Raw genomic sequence first — 24,724 nt, forward strand, 5'->3', positions numbered from 1 at the left:
CCGCGCAGCGGCGTATCGAGCGGCGAAGCCGCTTCGCGTCTCGGTGGTGAGGGAAAGGGACGCGGCTGCGCCGCGTCATGCTGGTCGAGTAGCCCCGCCAGGGGCGTATCGAGACCCGCCGTCACCAGCAGGGCGGGTCTGCAGACTCAGGTGCAGACGGTGATGGATCTCGATACGCCCGCTGCGCGGGCTACTCGATCAGCATGGTTTTTCCATACCTATGAGGTGATCTTTCCTAGGAGACCCGCCGCCTCTCGACCGCGCTACCCGATCCGCCGCCGCCTCGCCACTCGGCCCGCGCCCGGTCGGGCACAGGGGACAATGGAGGCATGACCGATCCGCTCGACTCCTCGCCGCGCCCCGACGACGTCGAGATCACCCGCGAGGAGGTCGACGTCCGCCGTTCGCCGCGGGTCTGGCGCATCCTCGCGCTCGGCGCGGGCCTCGGCGCGATCGTCGCCTTCGTGCTCACCTTCGCGCTGCCCGAGACCGAGGGCTTCAGCCAGGCGCAGGTCTTCGGCTTCAGTCTGCTGCTGTTCGTGACGATCTTCGGCGGTCTCGCCGCGCTCGTCGTCGTGATCCTCGACCGGGTCGTCGGCCGCCGCGTCGTCCGCACCACCGCCGAGCGCACGGTCGCCCGCGAGGTGGACCGCGACGACGAGCCGACGGACGACCTAGACGCCCCGGACGAGAACGAGGCGCCCGGCACGGAGCCGGACGCCTCGACGCGCTAGAGACGACGCTCTACAAGCGAGTGGTCAGCGGCGCTTGCGGCTGCTGCGGCTCGTCGAGCGCGCGGCGTTCTGCGTGGCGCGCTTGGCCTTCTGCGACTTCTTCAGGCGACCCGCGATGAACGTCAGGAGCAGGGGCAGCAGGCGGTAGATCACGGGGACTCCTCGTCTCGGGCGCACGGAGCGGCGCTCCACGATCATGGACGATCCGTCGCCGCACGGCACCCCGTTGCGCGCATCCGGGCGCTGTGCCTGCCGGATGCGCGCTCTCCCAGCGTCAGCTCAGCTGCGTGCGCTCCACCCAGTCGAGGTACTCCGGCGTGACGGTGCCGGTGACGTACTCGCCGGTGAAGCAGCTGGTCTCGAGGTCGGTGACGTCCGAGCCCTCCAGGATCGCCGCCTTCATGTCGGCGACCTCCTGGTAGATCAGGTAGTCGGCGCCGATCGCCTCCGAGATCTCGGGGATCCGGCGGTTGTGCGCGACGAGCTCCTGCCGCGACGGCATGTTGATGCCGTAGACGTGCGGGTAGCGCACCGGCGGCGCCGCGGACGCGAAGGTGACGCTGTTCGCGCCGGCCGTGCGGGCCATGTCGACGATCTCCTTCGACGTCGTGCCGCGCACGATCGAGTCGTCGACGATCAGCACGTTCTTGCCCTTGAACTCGCTCGACATCGCGTTGAGCTTCTGCCGCACCGACTTCTTGCGCACCGCCTGCCCGGGCATGATGAACGTCCGGCCGACGTAGCGGTTCTTGTAGAAGCCCTCGCGGTACGGGATGCCCAGCTTCTGCGCGACCTGCATCGCGGCGGGGCGCGAGGAGTCCGGGATCGGCATGACCACGTCGATCGCCCCACCCGGCGTGTACTCGGCGATGGTGTCGGCGAGGCGGTCGCCGAGGCGCAGCCGGGCTTCGTAGACCGAGATCCCGGAGAGGATCGAGTCGGGCCGCGCGAGGTAGACGTACTCGAACGAGCACGGGATGAGGCGCGGGTTCTTCGCGCACTGGCGGCTGGTCATCCGGCCGTCGGGGGTGATGAAGATCGCCTCACCCGGAGCGACGTCCCGGACGATCTCGAAGCCCTGCGCCTCGAGGACGAGCGACTCGGAGGCGACCACCCAGTCGTCCGGCCCGTTCACGTTGAACCGGCGGCCGACGATCAGCGGCCGGATGCCGAACGGGTCGCGGAACGCGAGCAGCCCGTGACCGGCGATCAGTGCGATGGTGGCGTAGGAGCCCTCGACCCGCTCGTGCACGCGGGCGACGGCGTCGAACACCTCGTCCGCGTCGAGGTCGCGGCCCGAGATCGAGGCCTGCAGCTCGTTCGCGAGGACGTTGACCAGCAGCTCGGTGTCGGAGGTGGTGTTGAGGTGGCGGCGATCGACGGTGAAGAGCTCCTCGGTGAGCTCGCGCGTGTTCGTCAGGTTGCCGTTGTGGATGAGGATGATGCCGTACGGCGCGTTCACGTAGAACGGCTGCGCCTCCTCCTCGCGCTCCGCGTTGCCCTTGGTGGCGTAGCGGACGTGCCCGAGGCCCATCGTGCCGAGCAGCGAGCGCATGTCGCGGGTGCGGAACGCCTCGCGGACCTGGCCCGCCGCCTTCTTGATGTGCAGCGTGCTGCCGTCGGCGGTCGCGATGCCGGTCGAGTCCTGGCCGCGGTGCTGCAGGAGGGAGAGGCTGTCGTAGATGGACTGGTTGACCGGCCCGGAGGACACGATCCCAACGATTCCGCACATGCCGGAGGGGCTCCCAAGGGGATAGCAGGGGGGATTGACGGTCCATCCTGGCACGCGGACGACGCATCCCCTAACGGTTCGCTCCCGGCGGATCCGCCCGGGCGACGGCGCTCGCGGGTGGCGACGCGGGCGGATCGGCCGGTCGGCGGTCCGGCTCACCGGACGCGCGCTCAGCCGCGGCCAGCTGCTCGATGGCCGGATCGGGCCGGCCGAAGATCTCGGCGATCGCGGCGCTCACCTCGACGGCCGTGAAGCCCGTCGTGAAGTGCAGCTCCGGCCAGCGGTGATGGAGGACCGTCGCGCGGAGCAGTCGGCGGACGATTCTCGCGGCAGCCGGGGGCAGCGTCGTGCGGAGTCGGCGTCCACCGTGATGATCCGGTCGGATCTCCGCCGGCGTGCTCGGTTCGCTGGGTCCGTCGGTGATCGTCACTTCGACGACGTCGTCGTTCTTGAAATGCGCCTGTTCGCTTCGCGTCAGCATCATCAGCGCGAGCAGTGAGTGCTTCCTCTCGCCGGAGAACTGCAGCTCGTCACGTTGCCACGCGGGCAAGCGCGTCGCTTGGAGGACGATGCCGGCCGCGACGTCGAACGTCTTCCACGAGACGACGACGGTCCGGCCGGGCGTGCAGTCAGCCTCAGTCATCGGGTCCTTCTCTGTGTGCGAAGAGTCGTCCCGAAGGCTCGCTGAAGTCCGAAGGCGGATCGGCAGAATTGGCCGACGAATAGTCGCGTCTACCTTCGCTGGTCAGGTTCACCCCATGATCGCGCGCGATTGCGAAGGAATGGACGATCTCGTTGCTCATGTTCGCACCTCTATTCCTTCTTTTCTGTCGAACGATGCCCTGCTCCGAATGCGCGTTATGCCCCACGATGCCCTGGCTTCAGCAGTGGGTTCAGCTCAACGCTCGAGCAGGACGGTGGTGAAGCTGTACGACCTCACCGGAGAGTTCTCCCAGGCCTGCCCGATGATGCTCGATATCCGTCGGAACGTCTCGCGTTCTCCCGGGTCGTCCGCCAACAGCTCGCCCGATCCGCGAATGAGAATCAGAAAAGAGAAGGCCTGGTACCAGGACAGGTCTCTCATCTGCTCCGCGAACGAGGGCCAGTTCTCGACCCTCCACGGGAACTCCAGCGCACGTCCGTAGCAGTCCCAGAGGTGCTCGACGGTCCGCATCCCGCTCGCGTGAAGTTCGATCAGCCCGCCGTCCGTCTCCGTCACATCGATGAGGTTCGCCAAATGCAGATCTCCGGCCTCAATGTCGAACAGCCACGGCCTTCCCGTATAAGGTGCAATATTCATTTCCTCGCCAGTGCTTGCGATGAGCAGCCTCGGATAATGACGATCCTCGCTGCATGTCCGTTCACATCGCTCCCCTTTTTCTCGGTGACGGTGCTGGAAGCATCATTCGTAATTGGTCCGTCCTTCTCGCAGATCGGCGAAGGTCGGCTCTTCTTTGCCGAAAAGATCGAAAAAGACATTCGACATCTCCCATGCATGAGTGCCGGTCGTGTACCAGAGCTCGGGCCATCTGTGAAAGACTACCGTCGCGTGTAATAGTGCATATAGCTTGCGTGCAAGACTCACGGGAATTCTTATTCTGAGAATGGTTCGTTCTCGCCTCGAATCTGGATGATGAGACCGGTCGTCAATCTCTCCTTCACGAGCGACAAGTTCCGCCGCGTCTACTTCAACGAAATCGATCAATACCTCATGGACGCCGCCGGCGTGCCTGGCGCATTGTCGTGTTCGGTCATTGAGATCGAAGTAGAATTCGACTTCGTCATTCGTAATACCTATTTCTTCACGAGTTGCTCGAGGAAGTCGCGTAGACTCGCCGAATAGGCGTAGGGCGATGTCTAGTGATTCGAATTTGATATGCTTCACATCCCCACCCTCGACTTTACTGCAATGTTTTGCGGAAATATCTTTCACCTTCCTCTGGCCTGAATACAGAGCCACCATTTCCCTCTTCAATCACAACCACGCCCCGCTCGGCGTCCCAGTGGCCGACCCGCCCTCGCTGGAGATAGCGGGCCTCGCTCGCGATATTTCCGTCGAGGATGTCGTCGACGTATTTGATTAGGTCTTGATGATCAAAGCCATCGATCTGATGGTCCATGTCTCCCTGAAACAATCGTTGACGAGAGTGGTCTGCAATGTTACGAGCCTGCTCAGACGCTCCGTCGCTTGCGCCGTCATCTTCCTCGCTGCAATCCGGCATCACCAAGGGGCAGTCCGAGTGCTGAGTTGGGTCCTCGGCCTCCGCGGCCCCGTCATTCGCGCCGGTCGAGTCTCCGGACATCGACAGCACGAGGCCGACGGCGCCGGCTGCGCCGAAGAATCGCCCGGCTGCGGCCCACGGAACGGCAGGTATCTCGACGTCCCATCCGGGCGCCTGCCACGTGGGCGCCATCGGGGGAGCGAGCGTCGTCGCCTTCCCCGCAGGGCCGGAGTGCCGCGCGAGGGACTCGTCGCGTCGCTGGTCGACGCTCGGGCGGCCCGCGGGCGCGGGCGCTGCGCTCCCCGATCTGGGCTTGGGCTTCGGGGCCGCATTCGGCGCGTTGCCGTAGCCGTTCGCGTTGTCGAAGGTTCCGAGGGGACGCAGGCCGGACGCGTCGGACAGTGTCACGGGCGAGTTCGACGAGTACGAGTACCCGTTGTTCTGCTGCGGCTCGAACGGCGACAGGACCGGGTCGACGCTGACGAACTTCCCGAGGCCCGGGTCGTACTCCCGCGCCCCGAGATGCGTCAGGCCGCTGGCGGACGACCTCGGCGCGTTCAGGTACGCGTTGCTCGACGTCCATCCGGATCCGGGCCCTCGGCTGTTGCCGTAGGCGTCCATGAATCGCCGGCGGACGGATCCGGTGGCCTGGTCGACGGAGACGGACGCCGTTCCCACCGTGTCGGTCGCGAGCCAGACGACGGTGCTCACCGCGGGTGCGGCGTCGGTCGTGGTCCGCTCCGCGACGGCGGCGCCGTTGAAGCTGTAGGTGCGGGTCCCGGAGGTGGTCGAGGAGCCCGGCTTCCGCTGCAGCACGGTGTCGCCCAGGAAGAGGCGCGCCCCTTCGCCGGAGTCGACGCGCAGCAGGAGGTCGCCCGACGCGTCGTAGACGTTCGCCTGGGTGGTCGGACCCGCCACCACACCGCTCAGCTTCCCGCGCGCGTCCCAGTTCAGGGTCTGGCCGGGCCGGCTCACCGTGTTGCCCGCGCCGTCGTAGGCGTAGCTGCTCGTCGCCGGCGCTCCGGCTCCGGTGGTCTGCGCCCTCGCGCTCACCGCGTGGGCGTGCCCGGCCGCACCGTAGCTGTAGTCCGTGGTCGAAGCGACTCCGCCGCCCGCCGCCGCGGCCGTCGTCTGCGTCGTCCGATTCCCGGTGACCGGATCGACCGTGTAGGTCGTCCGGTATGCGGCCGACCCGCCGAGTGCGACTCCCTCGCCGCTGTCACCGCACGTCCAGGTCCCGTCGGCCGATGCCGGGGTCCACGCGTCCTTCAGGTTCTGCAGGGCGTCGTACGCGAAGCACTGCATCTCCTGCGCCGCAGTGTCCGCGGGGGACGGCGTGACGGTGTCGATGCCGGGGTCGCCGATCCGGGTGCGGATCGACGTGATGCCACCCGCGGGGTTGCGGCCGATCGTGCGGTCCGCGACCGTGAACGCCCCCCGCGTGCCGATGGTGAGGTTGCGGATCGCGGTGATCCGCCCGGTCGCGCCGTCGTGGTCGGTGGTGGTGAACATCTTCGTGTGCCCGGCCGCGCCCGGGTCCGGGTCGCTCTGGAACTGGGCGACGTCGCCGGTGTTGGTCAGGACGACCTTGCTCACGTAGTCGCGGAGTCCGGTCGAGCCGGCGACGAGCCCGAGGGAGTCGTAGCGGGTCTCCACCGTCTCCGCGGGGAGGCCCGGCTGTCCGGGCAGCCCGGCGACGGCCGGGAGGATCGACTTCTTCAGCGCCCCGTCCCGGTAGTACTCGAGCCCTTGCGTGTATCGGAAGCCGGAGAAGGCCGGCGCGCCCTCGGGGATCGAGGTCGTGACGCTGGTCGGCCGGTACCCGGCGTCGATCGCGTCGATGCTCTTCAGGTAGGTCTTGCCGTCGACCGTGCTCGACGAGGCGGCGAGCTGCCCCTTGGCGCGGAGGTCGTAGGTCCAGCCGGCGAGCTGGGCGCCGGCGCCGTCGAGCTGCGCCACCTTCCGGTCGAGCTCGTCGTAGCGGTACGCGAGAGCGACTCCACGTCCGTCCACCGAGGTGAGCACGTTGCCGGCGTCGTCGTAGGTGAAGCTCGAGGACCCGGTGTCGGGATCGCTGGAGCCGGTCTTGCGTCCGCGGACGTCGTAGCTCCAGGACCAGGTGCTGCCGTTCTGGTCCTTCATGGTCGCCATCCGGCCCTGAGCGGTGTAGCTGTATGAGGTGGTGATCGGCGAGGCGGAGTCGACGGCTCCCTGCCACTGGACGAGTCGGCTGGTGAGGCCCCGAGCGTCGGTGTAGGTCGTCTGCGCGGTGGCGCCGGCGGGCGGCGTGACGTCGACGCGGTCGACTCCGGAGTAGCGGGTCGTGGTCGTCGAGCGGAGATTGTTGCCGACCTCGTAGAGCGAGGAGGCGGTGATCCTGCCCGCCGAGTCGTAGGAGTGGACGGTGCGGGTCGGGATGTTGTTGGACGAGTAGGCCTGCAGCACCACGGCGCTGCTCGAGTACTCCTTGTTCGCGCCGTACGGTCCGTTGGTGGCGATGATCTGCCCGAGGCTGTCGTACTGGCTGTCCGCCACGACCGTGCTGTTCTCGGGCCCGGGGGTCCGGGACTGCACGACCCGGCCGAGGCCGTCGTAGACGTCGAGCTTCTTCAGGACCTGCCCGGCCGAGATCGTCGACGTCTCCACAGTGGAGATCCCGGTCGCGTTGATCGCGTAGCTGAAGCCGATGCTCGGGGAGTCCGGGTTCTCCGTCTTCAGCCGGCCCGGCTGCCAGACCGCCGTCAGCCGGCCGAGGGCGTCGTGGTCGGTCGAGGTGATCCGGCCGTTCGGATCGGTGCTCGTCGTGGCCTGGCCGCGGGCGGGGTCGAGCGCGGTGACGCTCTGCCAGCCCTTCGGGTTGGTGACGACGATCTGCGTCGGGGCTCCGGAGCCCGCGGCCGCACCCGCCGCCGGGGTGTACGCGGTCGTCGTGGTGCGCTGCGCGACGTCGGCGACCGAGGTGACACGGCCGAGGGCGTCGTAGCCGGTGGTGCTGGTCCGCAGCCAGGTCGGCGTGTATCCGGAGTACGACGCGGCGACCCAGTTGCCGGTGGCGTCGCCACGCGACGGTGCGGCGCCGGCCTCCGCTCCGTCGTACGCCGCCCGGGTCTGGACGATGACGTCGTCGGGGTAGCTCGCGTCGACGCCGCAGGCCTTCCCGAGCTTCAGGACCTCGCTGGAGAGCCCGATGATCCAGGCCGTCGTGTTCGCGGCGGCGTAGCTCGTGATCGTGCAGCTGGAGAGCTCTCCAGCGGGTGCGACGACGCTGACCGCGGTCGGGTAGCCGTAGGTCGGGTCGAAGGCGGTCGTCGTCGTGGTCATCCGGTCGCCGCCGGTCGAGAGGCGCTCCGTGACCTGGACGGTCCCGTCGCCGAGCTTCCGGGACTGCCGTGCACCGTCGTCGGCGCCGACGGCGGAGGCCCACGGCGTCGTCACCGTGCCGGTGAGCACCGTGTCGTCGACGTACGTCCTCACCTCGCGCACCCGGCCGGCGAGCCACCGGTCGTCGGGTGCCTCGGTGCCGGGGACCATGCGCGCGCCCGGCTTGCCCCGGTCTCCGTTCAGTCCCCGGTAGAAGACGTAGTCGGTCCGGACCCGCTTGTCCGAGGTGCCCGGATCGCCGACCCGGACGCTCAGCTGCGCGTAGCCGGCGTACTCCGACCAGGTGCGCTTCGCCTCCGGCAGCAGGGGGTTCCGGTCGTAGCGCCAGGCCACCCCTCCGCTGTAGTCGTAGGTGGACACCTTCGTCGGGTCGACGGCGCCGTCGGTCTGCGGGCTCTCGAGCATCGTGCCGACGACGTAGGCGTTGAAGAGGTCCAGGCGCGGCACCGCTCCGGTGACCTTCGGCGTCCACCACTGCGGGAAGCAGCGTCTGGTGTTCCCGGCGAGATCGCCGAGCACCGCGGACTGGACGGCGGGGTCGTCGCACTCGGGGGCGAGGTAGGTGACGCTGATCCCGCCGCCGGTGGGCAGCCGGACCGCGTTCAGCCGCATCTTGTTGAGGAGCGCGTAGCCGATCGCGGCTCGTGCCCGGTTCTGGAGCTGTCGGCCGGAGAAGGTCGTCGTCCCCTCCTGCAGCGTGCTCGCGCCGCTGCCGCCGGCGTGCGCGATCGAGTCGAGCCAGAGGGCGGGGTCGGTGCCGTCGCCCGTGTCGGGGAAGGAGTGGCCGAGCGTCCAGGTGTCGACGGTGGCGTAGGCGGAGGGGGTGCGGACCTGGGTGGTGACGGTGTCCAGGCGCGCGGTCGTCCAGAAGGTGGGCGAGCGCTGGCCGTCGCAGCTGCCGGTCGTGCAGTTGAGGTCGAACGGGACGTCGGGGTAGACGCTCGCGCTTCCTGCGGCGCCGTCCACGCCCGGTGTCCGGACGTCGCCGCCGAGGGCCAGCGGTGCGCACGCGCTCGCGTCGGAGGCGTTGCAGCGGCCGGTGGCGCTGTAGCCGAAGGTCACCTTCCCGGTCGCGGCGTTCGCGGCGTAGACGGTGCCCTCGGTCAGGCCGTACTCGATGCTCGTCAGAGCGCCGCCGCGGACGTAGCCGGTCGGGCCGGTGCCGGCCGTCGATCGGAAGCGATTGGTCTCCTGGGCGTAGGAGAAGACCTCGGCGTTGCCGTGCGTGTCGACGACGTAGTCGAGGTTCCAGCGCCACGCCTGCGCGCAGGACGACGATGCGAAGGTCGAGCCGTGGCAGGGCTCGCCCGCGTCGTCGCCGAAGACGGGCGCGGTGAAGACCGACTTCGTCTCGGGACTGCCCGGCGACCAGCCCGGGAGGCGGTTCCGGCCGAAGAAGTACTGGGTGCCGTCGGTGGTGGTCATCCGCCAGCACTCGGCGTCCTTCGCGCCGTTGCCGGCGCACTCGGCGGATCCGGTGAGCTTCTCGATCCGGGACCCGTCGTCCTGCTCGAGCTTCCAGATGTTCGTCGTCCCGTCGCGGACGAGCACGCCGGAGTGGCCGCCGAACGACAGGGTCGCGTTGTCGGTCTTCCAGCAGAGATCGCCGGACGCCTTCGCATCGCGGCCGGCCGCGTCCTCGAGGGCGCAGGGGAGATAGCTGCGCTCGATGAAGCCGCTGCCCGCCAAGTCCCAGCCCTCGCCGACGACCGAGGTCTGGTTGTTGGTGGAGGCGGTGCGGCCGTCGACGCTCTGCGAGTCGTAGGCGAGAGCGAGCTCCGGCTGCGGGCCGGCCGCCGGGGGTGGGACGGCCAGCGGGTAGCTCCAGACGAAGGCGCCGGTCTGGGCGCTGACGTCCCAGGTGCTCGACGGCGCGAGCGAGGTCGCCCGGTAGTCGCCGTTCCCCGCCGCCGAGCTCGCCGCCGCGGCCGCGGTCACCACGGTCGGCGTCGCGTCCGCCTGCACCCTCATGACGCTCGCTCCGCCGGTGCTCTTCGACGCCACCGGTGTCGCCGCTGCTCTGCGGGGAGCGATCGCCGCCGCCGTCCTGATCGCCGACGCCGGCGCGGCTGTCGCCGTCGAGGGAGTGCCCGGGATCTGCACCCAGGACACCCGCGAGGCGTAGTCCCCGCCGTAGAGGGCCGACGTCAGCTCGTCCGGCACCGACAGCTCGACGACGCCCGCTGCGGTCGTCCCGTCCGTGCGGGACACCTCGAGGGTCAGACCGGTCGCACCCTTCGCCGCCGCCTCCTCGGCGCTGAGGATCGAGACGGACACCGACTCGACGGCGGGAGAGCCCTCCGCCGGACTCGCCTGGACCGTGATGCCCGTGTCGCCGAGCTCCGTCGAGGAGGTGTGCGCCCCTGCCTCCGGTTCGTCTGCTGACAGGAGGGCCGCGAGGCGCATCGCCGTCGACGCCGCAGCGGGCGACGCCGCAGCGGGCGACGCGGCGTCCGGCGACGAGGGAGAGGAGGTCTCGGCTGACAGATCGACGTCGAACGACTCCGGCTCCGGCAGTGCTGCCTCGTCCACGAGTGGAGCGGGTGCCGCTTCCCCGTCGGACTCGCGTCCGGCGATCGCATCGACGTCGACGAGGACGCCGCGGTCGACCGGCGGCACGACCTCGGCGGCGTGGGCAGGTGTCACGGAGAGGACCGTGACGACCAGCACGGCACTGACCGTCGAGGCGAGGAGGCGCCGGAAGCGGGCGCGACGGAGGAGGGAGTTCGGAGATGCCACAGGAAGGCCCGTTTCTCGAGGGTGTGCCGTCGGAGACGGACTAGTGGTCAAGCGGGTGCGGGGCGACCGAGGCGGGGGTCTGCGGACGGGTGGGGGTCGTCGGGTCGGCGGAGGCGGCGATCCTGAGCTGTGCGACGGTGGATCGAGTGCCGTCGGCGTTGGGGACGTTCGCCCAGCTGCCGACCTTGTCGACGCTCGTGACGACGAGCGTCGAGACCTCGGCGATCGGCGTGACCGTGACCGTCGCCGACCGGCCGGAGGCGTCCAGGCAGACGACGTGGGTCTCCCCGCTGCTGCTCCCGCAGGCGGGCAGCGCGTCGACCTCGGTCTTCAGGCTGTAGTCGCCCGGCACCCCGTCGGAGGGGACCCAGCGGTAGAGGAACCTGTCCACCCCGTCCTCGGCCGGTGCCTCGAAGTGGACGGTGAACGGCCGGCCCACGGTGTACCCCGCGGGGCCGGCGTCGTTCGTGATCGTCGGAAGGGTCGAGGGGCCGCTGCTGCGGACGGTGAAGTAGCACCACGGGGAGTCGTCCGACTGCAGACGAACGTCGTCCGCGCGGGCCGACCAGGCGTAGCGTCCGTCCGCCAGTGTGCCGGCGTCGATCGTCATCGTGCGGTCCCAGCCGTCGGGCTCGATCGGCGTGGTGGCGAACACGACCCTGCCCGCATCGGGCGGGGCGTCGTGGCCGGTGCCGCCGTTGCTCGCCGTCACGACCTGGAAGCGCCCGTACATCGGATCGCCGTCGGGGTCGTGCATCGTCGCGCGGAGGACGAGCGCGGTGCGGTTGGTCACCCAGGCAGGATCGGAGGCGACGCCGCAGCCGCGATCGGGTGTCGACATCGCGACGTTCGTCGGCGAGTCCGGCCTGCGGTCGTACGTGACGGTCAAGGAGGCGGAGGGATCGAACCGCTTCCACTGGCTGTGGGCGGCCTCGTCCGGCGCTCGCAGACCGAAGGTGAGGGAGTCGGCGTTCGAGCCGGCGGCGACCTTCGCCCCCTCGGAGGCGTTCCATCCGACGTTCTTCTCCGGGCAGTCCGCCGCGCCTCGCCGCCCGGACGCGACGACGGTGTCGAGCTTCTGGATCCAGTTCCCGCCACCCGATTCGTTCCAGGTCGCGCCCTCGCGCATGCTGCCCGTCCACCAGAGCTCGACCGGTGTCGCGGTGCAGTTCCAGGACCAGATCTCGTGCGCGCTGAAGCTCGCGCTGATGATGTCCGCGCCCTTGATGCCCTCGGTGGGCATCAGGAAGAAGGATCGGGCGCTGCGGATGTCCCCCGCGGGATCGTCGACGGAGCCGACGGACTGCCCGCGGCCGTCGTTGCCCTGCCCATCGAGGAACGAGGCGTTCGGCAGGTTGGACGCCACCCACCAGGAGTGAGCGCGAGTGCCGGAGAAGTCCGGGTCGATGAAGACGGGAAAGTCGAGGCCGGGAGTCGCGAGAACGGAGTCGACGTCCAGGGACAGGGTGTCTCCCGTCGTGCTCGTCGGGACCGTGCTCGACTCGGGTGCGTCGCCCGTCGGTCGGCTTCCCCCGTCGACGGAGGACGAGTCCCACCAGGTCGGTGCGCTAGCGACGAGGGCGGAGTCCGTCCCGTCGATCTCCGCCGACAGGCCGCCGTCGGCCTCCCGAGAGACCTCGCCGCCGTCGAACTCGAAGCGGACGGTGTCGAGCTCCGGATTCGTGGCGGCCTCCGGCGTCTTCACGATCAGGACCTGCGACATCCCGACGTTGGTCGACGTGACCCGGAGGTCCACCTCGGGGAAGACGTCCCGGTACAGCGCCGTCGAGCCGTCCAGAACCGGGCTCGGCAGCACGCCGTGCTCCCAGTTCATCGACAGCCAGGCGCCCGTCGCCGTCCGGATCTGTGCCAGCTTCCGATCGCCGCCGCCCGAGAATCGGACGGGCACCGTGGCGACTGCCGGCTCGATCGAGCCGTCCGCTGTCCGGGACATCCTGGTGTCCACGTCGATCCACGAGCCGTTCCGCTCGACGCGCTGCGGCTCCGTGCTCGCGACGTACTGCATCGTGCCGTCGGGCAGGGCCGTCGTGATCTCGGTCGCGGTCGTCCTGCTGCTGACCACGACACCGTGGTCGAACGTTCTCGCGAGGGACGCGGCGTCGGCGTCGGTGGAGGCTTCAGCGGCATCGGCGGTCGCGGCGGCGACCCGCTCGACGGTGGGCGCCGTCGGAACCGCGCCCGCGACCGGCGCCAGGAGCGGGGCGATCAGGGCGGCGACGGCGAGGAGCGGCACGCGCCGCCCGCGGCTCCGATCGCCGGTCGCGCTCCTGCGGAACTCCGTGTGCTGCACTGCCCACTCCTGCCTGTCGACGGACAGGTGAGTGGACCTCACCTCGTCTCGGGTCGAGAGCCTGGCAGCCGACGCGCGAATCCCCCCTGAAGATCTTCGAAGCCGATCGGATCGAGAGCCGAGCGGCTCACTGCTGAAGGGGCTCGGGAGAGCGCGCTACGCCAGCGCGGGAGCGGACTCGGTCTCCGGACGGAGCGCTTCCGACCGGCGCAGCGCCCGCCGAAGCTGGCGCGTCGTGCGGGCCGCCGATGGCGCGTCCTGCGTCAGCAGCCGATCGAGGAGATGACGTACCCGCCGCCCACGTAGGACGGCCCGTGGTAGCCCCAGGCGTTCAGGTCGGTCGCGTTCGTGACTCCGGCGACGAGGGCGGGTTGCGAGCGGCCGGAGTTGTCGAGGTTGCCGCCCCAGGCGTACACGGTCGCGTTCGAGGCGAGCGCCAGGTAGGTGCCGTCAGTGCTGAACACCTTCGTCAGGGTGACGCCTGCGGGGATCGTCCTCGCCTCCGTGCGGTAGGCGTTGCCGGCGGGCTGCGCGGCGAAGAACTGGGCGACCGTCCCCGCCGTGGTGGCGTACACGCCGCCGGTGTAGCCCTCGTAGGTCCAGGCATTGGTCGTCGCGACGTTCTCGGCGCGCAGGATCCAGCCCGCGCCGCCGGGCGACGAGGTGAACGCGGCGCCCTGCGTCCACAGCTCGCCGGAGCCGGTGAGGGCGTAGACGGTGGACTGCCCGGCCTGGAACTCGACGATGTCCGCCGGAGCGCCGCCCAGGGCGGTGAGGGCGTGGCTGCCGTTCCAGGCGCTGACGCCGCCGTCGGCGCGGAGGATCCCGCCGCCGAAGGCGAGGACGCCGTTGGCTCGGCGGTAGCTCCAGGTGCTGATCGCCGACGCCCCGGCCGTTCCCGCGATGAGCGTGGCGGCGACCCGCTCGCCCGAGGTCGCGTTCGCCCACCAGTGCAGGCCGGTGCTCGTGAGGGCGTAGCTGTAGCCGTCGTTCGACTCGGCAGCGAGGACCGTGCCGGTGACGCCGGTCACCGCCGCGACCGTGAGGGGCCCGGCGCCGGTCCCCGTGCGGTACCACTGGCGGACGGAGTCCGCTCCGGCTCCCGCGGCGACGCCGCCGGCGGAGGTGTTGCCGGCCTGCACGCAGGTCCAGGTGTCGATGAACACCATGCCCGTCACCGCGGCTCCGGCGAACGTCAGGGTTCCGGGAGCCGTCACCGGGGCGCCGAGGTTCGCTCCCCAGTAGCGCACCCGGCCGTCGGCGGTCAGCACGGCGGCGTTCCGGCCGGCGCTGGCGGCGAGCTCGTCACCGGAGATCGCGCCGTGGACGCCGTCGACGACTCCGGGCACGACGGCGGAGGAGAACGTCGGCTGCTGATTCGCGCCGCCGGGGGAGCGCGTGAGCTCCACCACCTGGCCGGGGCTCGCGGTCACCGTCCCCGGCGCGTAGGCGATCGCCGTGCCGTAGGTGGCCGTGATCGTGTAGGAGCCCGCGGAGCCCGACGCCGCGAACGCCGGGACGGAGACGACGCCCTCCGTGCCGACCGCCACCACGGCGGAGCTCCCGCCGGCGGAGAAGCCGAGCCCGGGCGGGAGCGTCACGGTCACCGAGGCGCCCCTGGCCGCAGGAGACGTCCCGTCGAGGGCGCGGAAGAGCACGGTGCCGGCGGGCACGACGTCGCAGCGGACCGCCTCGAAGCCGGTCACGTCGAGCAGATCGGGCGGACCGACCGGCTCGGGCGGTGTCGAGGCGGCGGCGTGCGGTGCCGCGGTGACCACGGCAACGGTGGGGATCGTCCAGGCGGCGGCCGCCACGATCGAGCGCCGGCGGAGCGGCGGGCCGGACGGGGAGGCGGGGTCGGCCATCAGGTTTCCTCGGGGGCGCGGAGGACGGCGTGGAGTGCGACGCCGTCCCGGATGAAGAGGGGACGCGCCGATCATGGCAACGCAACCATCGTCATGTCTGCCGTGATTCTCAGATCAACCCCTGAAGGGGGTGCGGTCCGCCCGAACCCGATGCGGGGTCGTCGGGCCTCCCGACGGCAGCGTCTGCGTGGCGCGGCCCTTCGGTAGGGTCGTCGCGTGAGCAACGAGACGAGCAGCTACGCCCGCGCGGGAGTCGACACGGCGGCCGGGGACCTCGCCGTCGAGCTGATGAAGGCGGCGGTGTCCGCGACCCACGACCGCAACGTGCTCGGGGGAGTGGGCGGATTCGCCGGCCTCTACGACGTCTCGTTCCTCAAGGACTTCCGGGCGCCGCTGCTCGCGACCTCGACCGACGGCGTCGGCACGAAGGTCGCCATCGCGCAGGCGATCGACAAGCACGACACCATCGGGCAGGACCTCGTCGGCATGGTCGTCGACGACATCGTCGTGGTCGGCGCCCGCCCGCTCTTCATGACCGACTACATCGCGTGCGGCAAGGTCGTCCCCGCGCGGATCGCGGACATCGTCGCGGGGATCGCCCGCGCCTGCTCGGCCACCGGGACCGCGCTCGTCGGCGGCGAGACCGCGGAGCACCCCGGGCTGCTCGGGCCGGACGACTACGACGTGGCCGGAGCGGCCGTCGGCGCGGTCGAGGCGGACGCGGTGCGCGGCGCTGACCGGGTGCGCGACGGCGACCTCGTGATCGCGATGGCCTCCTCCGGGCTGCACTCCAACGGCTACTCACTCGTGCGGCACATCCTCGCGGAGAAGAAGGTCCGCTTCACCGACACCTCCGCCGAGCTCGGGGGCGTCGTGGGCGAGGTGCTGCTCGAGCCGACCCGCCTGTACACGGCGCCGCTGCTCCGGGTGCTCGAGGACGAGGCGCTCGGCGCGGGTGTGCACTCGATCAGCCACGTGACCGGCGGCGGGATCGCGGCGAACCTGGCGCGGGTGCTGCCGCGCGGCTCCTGGGTCGAGGTCGAGCGCTCCAGCTGGAGCCCTGCCGACGTGTTCCGGGCGCTCGCCGCGATGTCGGGGGCGACGCTGGAGAGCACCGAGGGCACCTGGAACCTCGGCATCGGGATGTTCGCCGTCGTCGACGCCGACGCGGCGCCCGCGGTGATCGCGGCGCTCGAGGCGTCGGGCGTGCCGTCCTGGGTCGCGGGCCGGGTGTCGCTGAGCGAGCGCTCGCTCGACGGCTTCGAGCAGGGCGCCAAGGGCGTCGACGGCGGCGCGGTGCGCCTGGTCGGCTCGTACGCGGGCTGACCGCGGGCTGTCGACTCGCGGGGGCGCTGAGGCGCGGGGGTCCGGCTCGACCTCGGGCTCGTCGATCGGGCTCCGGCTCGTGGGAACCGGCTGATCCGGCGTGCCGGGGGTGATTCCGCGAGCCGGAGACACCGGTGTTGGAGCTTCGGCACGTGAGTCGGGCCTCGGCTCGTGAATCCCGGCCGATCCGGCGTGCCGGAGGTGGTTCCGCGTGCCGCAGGTTCCGGTGGTCGAGCTTCGGCTCGCGGGACGGGCCTCGGCTCGTGGGAATCGGCTGGTTCGGCGTGCCGGAGCTGCATCTGCGTGCCGGAGGTTCCGGCGGTGGAGCTTCGGCACGTGAGTCGGGCTTCGGCTCGTGGGAACCGGCTGATCCGGCGTGCCGGAGGTGGTTCCGCGTGCCGGAGGTTCCGGCGGTGGAGCTTCGGCGCGTGGGACGCGCCTCGGCTCGTGGGAATCGGCTGATCAGACGTGCCGGAGCTGGATCTGCGTGCCGGAGGTTCCGGCGGTGGAGCTTCGGCACGTGGGACGCGCCTGGGCACGTGGGAATCGGCTGATCAGGCGCGCCGGAGCTGGATCCGCGTGCCGGAGGTTCCGGCGGTGGAGGTTCGGCACGTGAGTCGGGTTTCGGCTCGTGGGAACCGGCTGATCCGGCGTGCCGGAGCTGGATCCGCGTGCCGGGGGTTCCGGCGGTGGAGGTTCGGCACGTGAGTCGGGTTTCGGCTCGTGGGAACCGGCTGATCCGGCGTGCCGGAGCTGGATCTGCGAGCCGGAGGTTCCGGCGGTGGAGGTTCGGCACGTGGGACGGGCCTCGGCTCGCGGGGATCGGCTGGTTCGGCGTGCCGGGGGTGGTTCCGCGTGCCGGAGGTCCGGCCGGAGGGGTGGGGCGGGGTGCGTCAGGCCGGGCGGTGGCGGCTCGCCGGCGATGGAGCCCCCGGGGCGGCGGGCTGCGCGGCAGGGCGCCGGCGCTCGGGGGCGTGCGCCCGCTCCCAGGAGTGCTCGCGGCGGGTCAGCAGCCAGGAGCCCCAGGCGCAGAGCAGGAAGGCGGCCGCCGTCGCGAGCAGCGCGGTGATCCAGGTCGCGGCGTCCCGGCTGACGAGGAGGTTCGCGGCGAGGATCAGCACGCCGAACGCGGCGCCGACGCTCGTCCCGGCGATGAAGGCGCCGCTCCGACGGCTCATCGCGCGGACGGTGACCATGCCGGCGATCGCGCCGAGGCCTCCCACCGCGCCGAGGCCGGCGCCGGAGGCGACGCCCATCAGCATCCCGAAGCCGACCAGCGCGGAGGGGTCGAGCGCCCCGGCGGCGAGCGCGCTCGGGAGGTAGAGGGCCAGGGCGACCGCGGCTCCGACCGCGCCGCCGACGAGGACGGCGCCGATCAGCAGTGCGGCGGTCACGGACATGATCCGGGCGACCGGGCGCGCGGATCCTTCGGGTTCGAACATCGCGGCTCCATCGACGCGGACCCGCGGGTCGTTCCGCGGGTGGACTTCGGACACTACGCCTCCGAGAGCCCTGGCGGGGTCGGCGCGGCGGAGTCCTCGCGGTGCGGCCAGGTCCGCCGGGCCGACGCTCGGGAGCTGTGGCCGATGCTGCGTCGTGCGGCGTCGCGGAGTGAGTGACGCCGGTCCGGCGGCGCGGACTCAGCGGCCGGACGCAGCGGCCCGGACGCAGCCCCGCGGGCCCAGCGAGGCAGGCTCAGCGCCGCAGGGTCTCGCTCGGCAGCTCGCCGAAGCGCTGGGTGTAGTGCTGGGCGAACCGGCCGCCGCTGATGAAGCCCCAGTGCGCGGCCACGTCACCCACGACGAGGGTCTGCGGGCCGCCGGCGACGAGCTCGTCGTGGGCGAGGTCGAGGCGCACGCCGCGCAGGTACTGCCGCGGCGTCATCGAGTAGGCGCGCTGGAAGGCGAGCTGGACGCCGCGCACGGTCAGACCGGCGGCGTCGGCGATGTCGGCGACGCCGAGCGGCAGGTCGGCGTTCGCGTGCACGAACTCGACCGCCCGTCGCAGCCGCCGGGCGCTGACCGAGTGCGGTGCGGAGGGCAGCGGGACGACCCGGTGCGCGAAGGCCTGCAGCACGGCCGCGGCGGCGACCTGCGACGCGGATTCGCGCTGCAGCGACGAGGGAGCCTTCACTCCGGTGAGCGTGTCGCGGAGCACCCGCACCGCCGCCCACCAGGGTGCGGGCGAGTGCGCGAGCGGGGCGAAGCGGATCGGGCCGGGCGCGGTGCCGTGCAGCTCGGCGGCGGCGCGCTCCAGGTAGGCGGAGTCGAAGTGGACCAGCGCGTCGCGGTACTCGCTCGTCTCGAAGCCGAACGGGCGGCCGGCGGGGAACATCGCGGGCCGGCCGGTGGCCAGGCGGTTCTCGTCGCGCCCGAGGTCGAGGCTCGCCCGGCCCTCGTTGAGCCAGATCACCACGTACACGCCGGTGGGCTCGACTGTGCCGCGCACCGAGCCGAGGAAGGAGGCCGCGTGCAGGCTCACGGGGCCCGGGCCGGTCGACGCGTAGCGGTAGGCGAACGGGACGCTGGTGTGCTCGGCGCGGAAGCCCGACCCGTTGTAGCCGCGGGAGTAGAACGCGCGCGCCTCGTCGAGGTCGCGACCGCGCGTCTCCGAGTGCCACACGGGCGACGGCGCGGACGCGGGCTTCATCTCGACATCCTGGCAGCGACGACCGACATCGTCCGCGCCCGGGCGGTCGGCGCGCTCACGAGCCGAGCCCCCGGTCCAGCCAGAAGAGCCCGAGCGCGGCGACGTCGGAGGTGCCGACGATCGCGCCGGAGCGGACCATCGCCGCCACCTCGGCGTCCGGGAACCACTGCTGGCGCATGTCCTGCTCGGTCTCCTCGCGCTCCGGCTCGCCGTGCTCGAGGTCCTCGGCCAGGAAGACGTCGAACGATTGCGCGACGAAGCCGTCGGCCTCGCTGAGACGGCCGAGCGGTCGGAGTCGTCCGGCGCGCAGTCCGGTCTCCTCGCGCAGCTCGGCACGCGCGAGCGCCTCGGCGTCGCCGCCGGGCGAGTCGTGCGGCCAGCCGCCGGACGGGAACTCCCAGGTGCGGCGGCCGATCGGGTAGCGGTACTGCTCGACCAGCCAGAAGCCGTCGCGCTCGCGCGGGACGATCAGCGCGTAGTCGGCGCGCTCGACGACCGAGTAGACGCCCTCGACACCGCCCGGCCAGCGCACCTCGTCCTCGCGGACGCGGATCCACGGCGTCTCGTACGCGACACGGGTCGAGAGCTGCTCGACGCGGCCGTGCTGTCCGGACCGATCCGAGAGCGGAGACCGTTCCGGGAACGCAGACCGCTCCGGGAACGCAGAAGCCGCGGGGTCACTCGACTGGAGCGGCCCCGCGGCGGAGGAGGGATCAGGCACGCTTCTGGTGCTGCTCCTCGACGAGGTCGGTGTCGTCGCCCTCGTCCTCGTCGTCGATCCACTTCGAGTAGTCCGGCTCGTCCGGGTGGCTGAGCTCGCGCTCGAGCGCACTGTAATCGACCGTTGGGCTGAACGACTTCAGCTCCCGAGCGATCTTGGTGTTCTTTGCCTTCTGACGGCCGCGCCCCATGGGTGACCCCCTCACGATGACAGGCCAGACGGGCAGTGAGCCGGCTGGAGAAAAAGAAGCAGACAGGAAGTATGAAATCTAGCCGGTAGTTTAGCAGACGAGGCACCGGCCCCCCTGTGCGCGAGCAGCGGAGTGAGCGGCGCCTCCCGACCGCGTGGGGAGCACCGTGGACAGTGCGCTCGATCCGCGGCCCGTCGTCGTGGTCGGCGCCGGTCAGGCGGGGCTCTCGGTCGCCTACTACCTCCGCCGTCTGGGCCTGCGCCCGGGCGTCGATTTCGCCGTCCTGGACCGTGGGCCGCGCTCCGGCGGCGCCTGGCAGTTCCGCTGGGAGGCGCTCCGGCTCGGCTCCGCGCACCGGGTGCACGACCTGCCCGGGATGGACCGGCTCGGCCTGTCCTTCGCGACCGCGGACCGCCGGCGGCCCGCCCGGGACGTCGTCACGGAGTACTACGAGGCGTACGAGAGCGCGTACGAGCTCGCCGTCCGGCGGCCGGTGGCGGTGCGCGGCGTCAGCAGCGCGACGATCGGCGACAGGACGGCACCGCTCGTCGTGGAGACCGACGCCGGCAACGAGCGCGCGCGGATCCTGGTCAACGCCACCGGGACCTGGGGCTCGCCGTTCCTGCCGTACTACCCGGGCCGGGACGGCTTCGAGGGCGTCCAGATCGACACGACCGAGTATCTGCGCGCCTCCGACTTCGCCGGGCAGCAGGTGATCGTGGTCGGCGGCGGGACCTCTGCGATCGGCTTCCTCCTCGAGCTGGAGCGGGTCGCGCGCTCGCTGACCTGGGCGACGCGGCGACCGGTGGTCTACCGGGACGGCGAGCAGCTCGCGCTGGAGTCGGCGGTGGAGGCGGTGGCGGAGCAGGACCGCGCGGCGCGGGCCGGCCGCGCGCTGCCGAGCATCGTCGGCGGCACCGGGGTGCAGCGCACGCGCCGGGTCGTGGCGGGGATCGAGCGCGGCGTGCTGCACGAGCGCGGGATGTTCTCCTCGATCGAGCCGCACGGGGTGCGCTGGCCGGACGGCTCCTACACCCGCGCCGACGCGATCATCTGGGCGACGGGATTCCGTCCGGAGCTGCGGCACCTCGCGCCGCTCGGCCTGCGCGAGCGCGAGGGCGGGGTCGCGGTCGAGGACGGAGCGTCGCTCACGGACCCCCGGGTCTTCTTCGCGGGCTACGGACCGACGGCGTCGACGATCGGCGCGAACCGCTCCGGCCGGCGGATCGCCCGCGCGGTCGTGGCGCGGCTGTCCTGACGGCGGGGCTGTCGACGCGGGTGGATCTCGAGACGGCCGCCGCGCGGCCTCCTCGATCAGCATGGACCGCTGCGCGGGCTGCTCCATCCGCAAGCGGCGCCGCGGCCCGGTGAGGCGGCGCCCTTCCATGCTGGTCGAGTAGCCCCGGAGGGGCGTATCGAGACCCACCGTTGTCAGGACGGTGGACTGCAGACCAGCGTCCTGACGGCGGTGGATCTCGATACGCCCGCTGCGCGGGCTACTCGATCAGCAAAGGGGACGGCGAGGGCCGCTGGGTCGGCAGGAAGAGCGGAGCCTCCGCCGCTCAGTGGGCGTCGCGCCAGTCGATGGGGACGACGGAGCCGCGGTAGCGGATCCCGTCGACGCGGATGGAGCCGGCGAGGGGCGGCGTGATCGGCGCGACGACGAGCGTCGAGCCGCCGGGGGCGAGGCCGAGGGCGGCCGAGAGCACGGCGATCGAGGCGGCGGCCGACCAGGCCTGCGGGCGGCAGGCGGCGGGGTACGGCACGGGGGCCGCCACTTCGGCGGCGGCGTCGCCGGAGTGCAGCTCGGGCATCCGGTAGCCGAAGCCCTCGGCAGCGGCGAGCAGTCCGCGGGAGAGGGCGGTCGCCTCCGCGCCGAAGCCCTCGCGGGCGAGCCCGGTGACGGCGATCGCCGTGTCGTGGGCCCAGACCGAGCCGCCGTGGTACGAGAGCGGCCAGTAGCCGCCGGAGTCGGTCGACAGGGTGCGCAGCCCGTAGCCCGAGTCGAGCTCGGGGGAGCCGAGCAGCTGTGCCACGCGGGCCGCCTGCTCGGGCTCGAGGATCCCGGTGCCGAGCAGGTGCCCGATGTTGCTGGTGACGGTGTCGACCGGGCGCTTCTGCGCGTCCAGCGCGATCGCGGGGTGCCCGCCGTCCGCGTCGTCGATCCAGAAGGCGCCGACGAAGCGGTCCTTGAGCGCGGCGGCGTAGGCGCGCCACTCCGCTCCGTCGCGGCCGAAGTGCTCGAGCAGCGCGGCGCCGCCGACCGCTGCCTCGTGGGCGTAGGCCTGCACCTCGCAGAGCGCGATCGGCCCGTCGGCGAGGCTGCCGTCGCGCCACTGGATCGAGTCGCCCGAGTCCTTCCAGCCCTGGTTCGCGAGGCCGTGGCCGGTGGTGTCGACGTACTCGAGGAACCCGTCGCCGTCGGAGTCGCCCTCGTCGCGGAGCCAGCGCAGCGCGGCTTCGAGCGCCGGCAGCAGCGCCTCGACCTCCTCGTCCGCGAGACCCCAGCGCCAGGCGTCGTGCAGCAGGCAGACCCAGAGGGCGGTCGCGTCGACGGTGCCGAAGTAGAGCGGCGGCAGCGAGACGCCCTCGCCCGGGATCTCGAGGGTCGTCGAGCGCAGCTCGTGCATGATCTTGCCCGGCTGCTCGGCCGTCTCGGCGACGTGCTCGGTGCCCTGCAGCCCCGCGAGGACCCGGAGGGTGGAGGCGGCCAGCTCGGTGCCGAGCGGGAGGAGCATCCGCGCCGCCCAGATCGAGTCGCGGCCGAAGAGCGTGAAGAACCAGGGCGCGCCGGCGGCGAGGAACGGCGCGTCCGGCCGCTCGAGGGTCACCATCCGCAGCGCGTCCAGGTCGTCGAGGGCGGCGCGGCACCAGGCGGCGAGGCGCGAGTCGCCGGCCTCGACGGTCGCGCCCGCCCACTCCGCGGGGCCGGGGGCGGCGCCGACGACGGCCGCGGAGTCGGTCATCGCGATGCTCCAGGCGACCTCGACCGAGCCGCGGGCCGGGACGACGACGTCCCAGGAGAGCGTCCCGCCGGGAGAGACCGCGGCACCCTCGGCCCGGACCTCGGCGCGGGCGCCCGCGTGCGTCCAGACCAGGGAGGAGCCGTCGACGGCGGTCGCCACCGCGGTCTCGTCGCGGAGCCCCGCCTTCACCACGTGCACGAGCGAGAAGTCGGGGTCGAGCGCGAGCTCGACCGTGGTGGCGACGGCGTCGGGCAGCGCCGACTCGAGCCGGATCCGCTCCTCGAGCCCGCCGGCGGTGACCGTGCGGAGGCGCACGACGCGCAGCCGCGGGTCGGCGGCGTCGTCGTCGAGGTGGCGCGCGAGGGCGGTGAAGCGGGCGGAGGAGGCGCCGTCGCGGCCGACCGCGATCGACTCGAGCGGCTCCCCGCCGACGAGCAGGCGCAGGCCCGCCAGGACGCGGACGTCGCCGTGGTAGAGCCCGTGCGCGGGCAGCGCGCCGAGCTCGCCGGCGTCGTCGCTCCAGAGCTGGGTGGGGGCCCGGAGCAGGACGACGGCGTCGTTCAGCAGGGGCTGCCGGGGCGGGCGGGGGCGGTCGTCGTGGTCGGTCGTCACGGTCGACTCCTCACTGGATCGTCGGTACTGGAGCGTACGGCCGGTTGACAGCGCCGTCGCCGCAGGTAACATTACCCAGGAATTTGATCGATCAAATAACTCGGTCCACCGGGATTTGAACGATCAAGCCCGAGGACCGCACCACCGCACACCCGTCGAGGAGGACGCATGGCACTGCCGACCGTCGAGGACGTCGCCCGCGCAGCCGGTGTCTCGCGCCAGACCGTCTCGAACGTGCTGAACAGCCCGCAGATCGTGCGCGAGAGCACGCGGGAGCGGGTGGAGAAGGCGATCGGCGACCTCAACTACCGGCCGCACGCCTCCGCCCGGCGCCTGCGCACCCGCAAGTCGGGGACGATCGGCGTGCGGATGGACCGGGTGCTCGACGGCGTCTCCGGCAGCCTGCTCGACCGCTTCCTGCACGCCGTCACCGAGCAGGCCGACGCCCGCGGCATGCGGATCCTGCTCTACACGGCGGCGAGCCCGGAGGAGGAGATCGAGCGGATCGGCAAGCTCCGCGACGGCGCCGACGTCGACGCCTTCGTGCTCACCTCGACCTTCTACGGCGACCAGCGCACGGCCTGGCTGATCGAGCAGGGCGTGCCGTTCGTCACCTTCGGCCGCCCCTGGGGGCTCGACGACCAGGGCGACCCGCAGCACCTCTGGGTCGACGTCGACGGCGCCGCGGGCGTCGCGCAGGCCACCGCGCATCTCGCCGACGAGGGCTGCTCCCGGATCGCCTTCTTCGGCTGGCCGGACGGCTCGGCGACCGGCGACGACCGCCGCAGCGGCTGGGAGCGGGTGATGGCGGAGCGCTTCGCCGACGTGCCGCTGCTCGTCGCGGAGGCCGAGGACGACGTGCAGCGCGCGCGCTCCGCCGCGATCGCCTTCCTCGAGGCGCACCCCGGCGTCGACGGGCTCGTCTGCGTCTCCGACTCCCTCGCCCTCGGCGCCTCGATGGCGGCCGTCGCGGTCGGCCGGCCGAGCCTTGCGATCGTCGGCTTCGACAACACCCCGGTCGCCGGAGCCGTCGGCCTCTCCAGCGTCGAGCAGGACCTCGGCGCGGTCGCGGCCGGCGCCCTCGAGCTCCTCCTCGGCGAGCAGGGCGACGACGTCGTCCACCGCCCCCTCGCACCCGGGGAGGCGCACCGACTCATCACGCCGCACCTCGTCGTGCGCACCCCGCTCCACCACTCCGAGAGCTGACGCCGCACACCGGGCGCCACCTTCCCCCACGACTCCCCACGACTCCCTCCCGAAACCCATGAAAGGTCAG

The 24,724-nt window shown here is 71.8% G+C and carries 19 protein-coding genes; 6 read left to right on the forward strand and 13 right to left on the reverse strand.

The genetic code is table 11. The annotated features are described in order from the left end of the window. Positions 1–329 precede the first annotated feature (329 nt). Positions 330–734: a hypothetical protein gene (locus tag EDF35_RS00090; RefSeq protein ID WP_123706300.1), complete on the forward strand. Its 405-nt coding sequence runs from the start codon at positions 330–332 to the stop codon at positions 732–734. Positions 735–758: 24 nt separating this feature from the next. On the opposite strand, the gene EDF35_RS21345 is transcribed toward EDF35_RS00090, so the two are convergent. From EDF35_RS21345 to EDF35_RS00105, 5 genes are all read right to left on the reverse strand, one after another. Then, on the reverse strand, positions 759–887 hold the full coding sequence (locus EDF35_RS21345) for a hypothetical protein (protein WP_260303555.1): 129 nt from the start codon (positions 885–887) through the stop codon (positions 759–761). A 121-nt stretch (positions 888–1,008) separates the two neighbouring features. Beyond that, the gene (gene purF / locus EDF35_RS00095; protein ID WP_123448060.1) at positions 1,009–2,466 is read right to left on the reverse strand and encodes an amidophosphoribosyltransferase; all 1,458 of its coding nucleotides are present in this window, start codon (positions 2,464–2,466) and stop codon (positions 1,009–1,011) included. Between the two features lie 70 nt (positions 2,467–2,536). Continuing rightward, complete coding sequence (locus EDF35_RS00100; protein WP_133960379.1) at positions 2,537–3,109, reverse strand: hypothetical protein; 573 nt, start codon at positions 3,107–3,109, stop codon at positions 2,537–2,539. After that, positions 3,102–3,269, reverse strand: coding sequence for a hypothetical protein (locus tag EDF35_RS20545; protein WP_166673963.1), 168 nt, complete (start codon positions 3,267–3,269; stop codon positions 3,102–3,104). Before EDF35_RS20545 ends, EDF35_RS00100 begins: the two co-directional genes overlap by 8 nt. A 95-nt stretch (positions 3,270–3,364) precedes the next feature. Beyond that, complete coding sequence (locus EDF35_RS00105) at positions 3,365–3,703, reverse strand: barstar family protein (protein WP_166673964.1); 339 nt, start codon at positions 3,701–3,703, stop codon at positions 3,365–3,367. Between the two features lie 99 nt (positions 3,704–3,802). On the opposite strand from EDF35_RS00105, the gene EDF35_RS20550 reads away from it, so the two are divergent. Beyond that, positions 3,803–4,021, forward strand: coding sequence for a hypothetical protein (locus EDF35_RS20550; protein ID WP_148059241.1), 219 nt, complete (start codon positions 3,803–3,805; stop codon positions 4,019–4,021). A 78-nt stretch (positions 4,022–4,099) separates the two neighbouring features. Continuing rightward, entirely contained in the window at positions 4,100–4,309 is a 210-nt protein-coding gene (locus tag EDF35_RS20555; RefSeq protein ID WP_148059242.1) for a hypothetical protein, read from the forward strand. A gap of 58 nt (positions 4,310–4,367) precedes the next feature. Here the strand turns inward: EDF35_RS20555 and EDF35_RS00115 are convergent, their stop codons facing one another. From EDF35_RS00115 to EDF35_RS00130, 3 genes are all read right to left on the reverse strand, one after another. Then, positions 4,368–10,808, reverse strand: coding sequence for an RHS repeat-associated core domain-containing protein (locus tag EDF35_RS00115; RefSeq protein WP_166673965.1), 6,441 nt, complete (start codon positions 10,806–10,808; stop codon positions 4,368–4,370). A gap of 40 nt (positions 10,809–10,848) precedes the next feature. Further along, positions 10,849–13,119, reverse strand: coding sequence for a hypothetical protein (locus EDF35_RS00125; RefSeq protein WP_133960384.1), 2,271 nt, complete (start codon positions 13,117–13,119; stop codon positions 10,849–10,851). A 263-nt stretch (positions 13,120–13,382) separates the two neighbouring features. Beyond that, a complete protein-coding gene (locus EDF35_RS00130; protein ID WP_133960385.1) occupies positions 13,383–14,984 on the reverse strand; it encodes a hypothetical protein in 1,602 nt (533 codons plus the stop codon). Positions 14,985–15,200: 216 nt separating this feature from the next. Here EDF35_RS00130 and purM point away from each other — a divergent pair, with 216 nt between their 5' ends. Continuing rightward, a complete protein-coding gene (purM, locus tag EDF35_RS00135; RefSeq protein ID WP_133960386.1) occupies positions 15,201–16,310 on the forward strand; it encodes a phosphoribosylformylglycinamidine cyclo-ligase in 1,110 nt (369 codons plus the stop codon). Between the two features lie 893 nt (positions 16,311–17,203). Here purM and EDF35_RS00140 read toward each other — a convergent pair. From EDF35_RS00140 to EDF35_RS00155, 4 genes are all read right to left on the reverse strand, one after another. Then, entirely contained in the window at positions 17,204–17,752 is a 549-nt protein-coding gene (locus tag EDF35_RS00140) for a hypothetical protein (protein WP_127887732.1), read from the reverse strand. Between the two features lie 253 nt (positions 17,753–18,005). Then, complete coding sequence (locus tag EDF35_RS00145; protein ID WP_123706314.1) at positions 18,006–18,959, reverse strand: helix-turn-helix transcriptional regulator; 954 nt, start codon at positions 18,957–18,959, stop codon at positions 18,006–18,008. A 55-nt stretch (positions 18,960–19,014) separates the two neighbouring features. Then, positions 19,015–19,680: an NUDIX hydrolase gene (locus EDF35_RS00150; RefSeq protein WP_166673966.1), complete on the reverse strand. Its 666-nt coding sequence runs from the start codon at positions 19,678–19,680 to the stop codon at positions 19,015–19,017. Then, entirely contained in the window at positions 19,673–19,870 is a 198-nt protein-coding gene (locus EDF35_RS00155) for a DUF3073 domain-containing protein (protein ID WP_123448069.1), read from the reverse strand. Before EDF35_RS00155 ends, EDF35_RS00150 begins: the two co-directional genes overlap by 8 nt. Before the next feature lie 166 nt (positions 19,871–20,036). Between EDF35_RS00155 and EDF35_RS00160 the strand changes: the two genes are divergently transcribed. After that, a complete protein-coding gene (locus EDF35_RS00160) occupies positions 20,037–21,128 on the forward strand; it encodes an NAD(P)-binding domain-containing protein (protein ID WP_243839795.1) in 1,092 nt (363 codons plus the stop codon). Positions 21,129–21,432: 304 nt separating this feature from the next. On the opposite strand, the gene EDF35_RS00165 is transcribed toward EDF35_RS00160, so the two are convergent. After that, the gene (locus tag EDF35_RS00165; RefSeq protein WP_243839796.1) at positions 21,433–23,448 is read right to left on the reverse strand and encodes a glycogen debranching N-terminal domain-containing protein; all 2,016 of its coding nucleotides are present in this window, start codon (positions 23,446–23,448) and stop codon (positions 21,433–21,435) included. Positions 23,449–23,616: 168 nt separating this feature from the next. Between EDF35_RS00165 and EDF35_RS00170 the strand changes: the two genes are divergently transcribed. Continuing rightward, positions 23,617–24,654, forward strand: a complete 1,038-nt coding sequence (locus EDF35_RS00170; protein WP_133960388.1) for a LacI family DNA-binding transcriptional regulator — start codon at positions 23,617–23,619, stop codon at positions 24,652–24,654. The last annotated feature ends 70 nt before the right edge of the window (positions 24,655–24,724 follow it).

The sequence above is a fragment of the Rathayibacter sp. PhB151 genome, from assembly GCF_004366415.1.
GTDB lineage: Bacteria > Actinomycetota > Actinomycetes > Actinomycetales > Microbacteriaceae > Rathayibacter > Rathayibacter festucae.